The sequence below is a fragment of the Tahibacter sp. genome, assembly GCF_032229445.1.
In the GTDB taxonomy this organism is placed as follows: Bacteria; Pseudomonadota; Gammaproteobacteria; order Xanthomonadales; family Rhodanobacteraceae; genus Tahibacter.
Genome location: NZ_JAVTWC010000005.1, coordinates 112,982 through 118,981, shown reverse-complemented (window position 1 = coordinate 118,981; position 6,000 = coordinate 112,982). Strand labels below are relative to the sequence as shown.

Annotated in this window: 3 protein-coding genes and 1 pseudogene; 3 read left to right on the top strand and 1 reads right to left on the bottom strand. The window is 62.7% G+C overall.

The annotated features are described in order from the left end of the window. The 3 genes and pseudogenes from RUU78_RS01185 to RUU78_RS01175 all read left to right on the top strand — a co-directional run. Positions 1-2,875: pseudogene (locus RUU78_RS01185) on the top strand (error-prone DNA polymerase); the annotation flags it as partial. A gap of 119 nt (positions 2,876-2,994) precedes the next feature. Continuing rightward, complete coding sequence (locus RUU78_RS01180) at positions 2,995-3,972, top strand: hypothetical protein (protein ID WP_313912849.1); 978 nt, start codon at positions 2,995-2,997, stop codon at positions 3,970-3,972. After that, positions 3,962-4,690, top strand: coding sequence for an RES family NAD+ phosphorylase (locus RUU78_RS01175; RefSeq protein ID WP_313912847.1), 729 nt, complete (start codon positions 3,962-3,964; stop codon positions 4,688-4,690). Before RUU78_RS01180 ends, RUU78_RS01175 begins: the two co-directional genes overlap by 11 nt. A 16-nt stretch (positions 4,691-4,706) precedes the next feature. Here the strand turns inward: RUU78_RS01175 and RUU78_RS01170 are convergent, their stop codons facing one another. Continuing rightward, positions 4,707-5,669 (bottom strand): SOS response-associated peptidase family protein, encoded by a 963-nt coding sequence (locus RUU78_RS01170; RefSeq protein WP_313912845.1) that lies wholly within the window; start codon positions 5,667-5,669, stop codon positions 4,707-4,709. Between the last annotated feature and the right edge of the window lie 331 nt (positions 5,670-6,000).

Sequence of the window (6,000 nt, the reverse complement as noted above, 5' to 3'; positions counted from 1 at the left end):
TGGTGGCCGACCACGACGGGTACACCGCGCTGTGCCGGCTCATCACCGTGGGGCGTCGCGCCGCCGACAAAGGCTCGTACCGGCTGACGCGCGCGGACCTGTCGGACCTGTGCGAGGCGTCCAAAGGCCTCCTGGCGCTGTGGGTGCCCAACAAGGTGCCCGACGAGGAACACGGGCGGTGGTTGAGCGCCGTATTCCCCGACCGTTGCTGGCTCGCCGTCGAACTCCACCGCAGCACCGACGACGACGGCCGCTGCAGCCGATTGCGCGCGCTGGCCGAGAAACTGGGGGTGCGCGCCGTGGCCGCCGGCGACGTCCACTACCACGTCCGCCAGCGCCGCGCGCTCCACGACGTCATGACCGCCATCCGCCACCGCACCACCGTGGCCAAAGCCGGCGCGTACCGCTTTCCGAACGGCGAGCGGCACCTGCGGAGCCGCCGCGCGCTGGCCGCGATCTACCCTGCAGATCTGTTGGCCGAAACGGTGTGCATCGCCGAGCGCTGTACGTTCAACCTCACGCAGTTGCGCTACACCTACCCCAGGGAACTGGTGCCCGACGGGCACACACCGACGTCGTGGCTGCGGCAGCTCACCGAAGAAGGCGTGCGGTGGCGGTGGCCGGAGGGCGCATCGGAGAAAGCACGCGCGCTCATCGAGAAGGAACTGGCGCTCATCGCGGACCTGAAGTACGAATCGTATTTCTTGACGGTCCACGACATCGTCCGCTTCGCCCGCGGCAAAGGCATCCTGTGCCAAGGGCGCGGATCAGCGGCCAACAGCGCGGTGTGCTTCGCGCTGGGCATCACCGAGATTGCACCCGATCTCATCGGCATGCTGTTCGAGCGGTTCATTTCCAAGGAGCGCAACGAACCGCCGGACATCGACATCGATTTCGAGCACGAACGGCGCGAAGAGGTGTTGCAGTACGTGTTCCAGCGGTACGGGAGGGACCGTGCGGCGTTGACGTGCATCGCGACGAGCTATCGGGGGCGCAGCGCGGTGCGCGACGTGGCCAAGGCGTTGGGCCTTGCGCCCGACCAGGTCAACGCGTTGGCCAGCACCTTGGATGCGTGGAGCACCGAAGCACCGGTCGAAGGCTTCTTGGTCGAGGCGGGTTTCGACCCGAGTGCGCCCATCGTCCGCCGCGTGGTCGCCATGACGACCGAGCTGATGATGTTCCCGCGCCATTTGTCGCAGCACCCCGGCGGGTTCGTCATCTCGGAATACCCCCTCAGCACGCTCGTGCCGGTGGAGAACGCGGCGATGGACGACCGCACGGTCATCCAGTGGGACAAGGACGATTTGGACACGCTGGGCCTGCTCAAGGTCGATTGCTTGGCGCTGGGCATGCTCACCGCGGTGCGCAAAACCTTGGAGATGTTGAAGCGCACCGGTCGGCACGATCTCACCCTCGCCACCATCCCCGCGGAAGACCCAGCGACGTACCAGATGATTGGCCGCGCCGACACGCTGGGTGTTTTTCAAATCGAATCGCGCGCGCAGATGTCGATGCTGCCGCGGCTCAAACCGAAGTGCTTCTACGACCTGGTCATCGAGGTCGCCATCGTGCGGCCGGGCCCCATCCAAGGCGACATGGTTCACCCGTACCTGCGCCGCCGGCAGGGCCTCGAACCGGTCGATTACCCGCCGGCCTTGAAGAGCATTTTTGAGCGCACCTTAGGCGTGCCGCTGTTTCAAGAACAGGTGATGCAGATCGCCATCGACGCGGCCGGCTACTCGCCCGGCGACGCCGATCAGTTGCGGCGCTCGATGGCAGCGTGGAAACGGCGGGGTGGGCTCGAACCGCATCGAGAACGGCTGACCCAGGGGATGCTGGCCCGCGGGTATTCGGCCGAGTTCGCGGAGAAGCTGTTCCACCAGATTCAAGGGTTCGGTAGCTACGGGTTTCCCGAGAGCCATGCGGCCAGTTTTGCGCTCATCACCTATGCGTCGTGCTGGCTGAAATGCCACGAACCGGCGGCCTTTGCGGCGAGCCTCATCAACAGCCAGCCGCTTGGGTTTTACACGCCGGACCAAATCCTCCAGGACGCGCGCCGCCACGGCATCGAAGTGCTGCCGGTGGACGTGCGGTACAGCGACTGGGACTGCACGCTCGAAGCCGATCCGCGCGGGCGGGCCAACGGGCACACCGGCGCGGGCGGCTGGCCAGCCATCCGGCTCGGGCTGCGCCTCATCGGCGGGTTCGTCGAGACCGTGGCCGCGGCCATCGTGGCCGCGCGGGGCAGGACGGCGTTTTCGGACGTGGAAGACCTGTGCCGCCGCGTGGACCTCGACCACCGCCACCGCGACCTGCTCGCCGACGCCGGTGCGCTGCGGGGTCTAGCCGGGCACCGGCATCGAGCGCGGTGGGCGGTCCAAGGCGTCGAGGCCCAGCGCCCCTGTTCGAAGACGTCGCACCGACCACGGAGGTCCGGGTGGTGCTCCCACCGCCCACCGTGGGCGAGGACATGCGGACGGACTACGCGACCCTGGGTACCACACTCGGACCGCATCCCCTGAAGTTGCTGCGCGGGGCGCTCCTGGCACGACGCTGCAGCAGTTCCGGCGACCTGGCGCGGGCGTCGCACGGGACCGCCGTGCGCTTCGCCGGTCTGGTTCGCCTGCGGCAGCGGCCGGAGACCGCAAGCGGCGTGGTTTTTATGACCCTGGAGGACGAGGGTGGAATGATCAACGCGATCGTATGGCGCGACATCGCGGACCGGCAGCGGCGGGTCATGATGGAGAGCCAGCTGATGTGCATCTACGGCAAGGTGGAGCGCAAGGACGGGGTCCAGCATCTCATCGCGCAGCGCTTGGAGAACTGGAACGCACTGCTGGACGGGATGCGGGCGCCGTCTAGGAACTTTCGCTGAATGCGGACGCCGCCAATGTAAAGATTGCGTAAGTGCCTGCCACAAATACGAAAAGGCTCTTGACGAACCCGGAAGAAGGGGTATAAGGTGGGTAAGCAGGATAAGAAGGATGTAAGCACATGGGTGATACCCAGCTGACCGTTCTACATGCAAAGCCCGGAGCTGTGTCAGCCAGCCTCTTTATCGACACCACCACAGTCAATCAAGCCGCGGCGTCGAGTAAGGAGGAGGGAGAGGGATTTGCGCTCTACATGCCTGGGACGTCATCGCCACTACTCATGATCGATAGGGTTGTGAAGGCATTGAACAGCCTTGTCGCAGGCAAATATAGGCATCGTTATCTGCGTTTGCAAAATAGGTCGCTGTTGAAGTTTTCCCCAAAGGCACTCCAGCTTTCGCCGATAAACATTACGTTGGATAGCTTGGATTCTCCGCGCCGAGTCGCTGAGGTATTTCGGTCGCTGGTCTCTAAGCAAAGCGAATGCATTGTCCAGACGTGGGGCGAAGTTGACGAGCTAGAAAGGCTGATGGCGCAGCTCCGCGGATCAAACGAAAGTGCAGGCAGAGCGCAGGAGCGAGGGGCGGACACCGACCTCGGGTTGCTTACTGCGGCGGACAGAACCCGCGCGAAAGTCGATGAGTTCCTCAGTCGCAAGTGGCCGACCTCGGCGGACATCGGACAGCGTCTAAGCAATTCAACCACGAATCCGGGCCAATATGCCGCTGACGCGCGTGCGCGCCGACAACTGCTCGGCGCCTGGGATTCCAAGCGCCGGACTTTCGTCCATCCCGATTTCCAGTTCGACGAGTTTGGGCGTATTGATCCTCGTGTCGAAAAGCTGATAAATGCGTTCGAAACCCATCCAGACCTGTCGCAGGACAGAGATAAAGGAGGGTGGCGCCGAGTTTTTTGGCTTTATTCCACTAGGCCAGAACTTGGCGAAGAGCAGAAAATGAGTAAAGATGGAGACCGTGACGGAATCGACACAACGCTTTCGAGCACAGGAGTCAGTCCTGTGGAAAAGTTCTTAGTCGATGCTGAGGCCGTCATCCGTCTTGTCCAGCGCGATGTGGAACGTCTGAAAGATGACTGGTAGCCGACTTTGCCCATCATGTATCCCAACACCTTGGCCTCTGAATAACGACAGTGAATACTGGCGTGTGCATTCGTCAGAGTTTCCGCCGGGAGCCACTGATGCGGTTAAGTCGACTACGGGAAACCCAAAAGCGACAGGTCGTTTTTCTTTGAGCTGCCTTAATACTTCTGGCTCGCCACCAGCTGCGAAGATGTTCTATGTAGCACAAAGTGCAGGCTGCGCACTTTTCGAGACAGTGTTAAATACTGCTTCGTTTGATGGCCAGCGGAATGTTTACGTCACACCTTCCGCGCTCAAAAACCGCCTCATTTCTCGCCTGAAGTTGGCAGAGCCATACTCTGCTATTCAACTGGAAGAGCCCGCGAGGCGAATGTTTGCTCCCATCAACAGTCCCGCAGACCTTGAATGGGCAAGGCTCTTGCGTACCGACGACTATGTGGAAACGCACAAGGCCGCGTCGGAACTACATTCGGCCTTGCTGGCTGACGCAAAGCCTCTGCCTGGCCTGTCATATCCCTCGCGTCGAGTAAGCTCAGAAATCGCATACGTGCTTTATGAGCCACCACTTGAGCAGCATTTGTGGAATCACGAGCAAACGTGGGACCTGTCTGCGCGTTCGACTGTGGCGGACATTGATGAGTTTTTGCAGCCGTTGGGTTTCAAAATGTTGGCCGATCCAACTGGGGGGGCATACGATCCTCCACTCGGTGCTATTTAGACCGAATGGCCAGGGCTCATGCCGCCAGTCGGTGCTCGTAGTACGGTCGAGCCCGGTCGTCGAGGATGGCGTATTGCGCCGCCAAGTCCTTCGGGTCCGGGTTGAGCCAGGCGTCGAGGTGGTGCTCCTGAATCGGGATGATGCACCGGTCGTGGCCGGCGGAAGCCACCTCAGGCGGGGGCTCGTCCGTGATGGCGGCGAAGCTGTAGAGGTCTTCGTCGCCCTCGACCCAATGCGACCACAGGCATGCGACCAGCATCACCTGCTGCGGCTCGGGCCGAAACTCCAGGATCACGTTCTGCTCTTCCTCGCCCGGCGCGAGCTCACGGCCTTCCACGGCGTGTTTTGCGACGTTCTCGAAGAACGCGTTGACTAGAATGACCCCATGGCGGTAACCAAAGAGATCCCGCCAGAATCCTTCCAAATTGTCGCGGCGGGCGTTGTAGGTGCCGGGGAACTTGCGGTCGAAGAAAGCCGGCTTGCCGACGGGTCTGCACTGGTAGCGCATGGGCTTGATGGTGCGCCGGCCGTTCTCGAAGACAACGACGGGCGCGTACCAACCGGGAAAGATGCGGCCGTCTTTGGTCTTGGGCTCCGTGCGCTTGATGTCCGACAGCCGACCCAGGGCCTGCTCGACCTTGTTGGTCGCGATTCGCTTGCTTTCTGAGGCGGCCTTCGTGGGCTTGGTGGCCAGCTTACGCTCGGCGTCGGCCAGCCGCTTGCGCTGCGCGAACACCTCGGTTTCGAGTTTGGCCACTTGCAGCTGGTTGTACTCGGTGATGAGCGCGGGGATCTCCGGCGCTTGGGGGGCCGCGCCGCTGAGGAACCACCGGTCAAGCGCTTTCGGGACGCGGATGGGGAGCTCGCGTTGGCGGTCCCAGTACAGACGGACGAAGTCCTTGATGTTCATGGCCTCGTCCAGTCCCACGACCCGAACGTAGCGGTTGTAGTCGGCCTCGACTTGGGCGCTGTAGCACATCGCAGGGCTCCGATGGCAAAGACGGCAAGCTACACCACGGGGCATATCGGAAGGTGAAACGGTGGTGTTGCAGCCACGCGCCCGGCCTGTGCGGTCAGGAAGCGCTCCGGGTCTGCAACGGGACTGCCGGCCTTCGACTGAGTTCCGATCTAAGATGGAGCTGGTGCGATTACCGGATCGCGCTGACGCGGCATGAATTGCATGGCCTGGGTTGCGACCGCTGCGGGTGGTTGCTCGGAGGGGAGCGACCCGGCATTCAGCTCGGAGCCCGTATCGAAAGTGCTTGGGTTGCGGGCGCAGCACGCCCGCGCGTGAGTACGTGGTCTAGCCG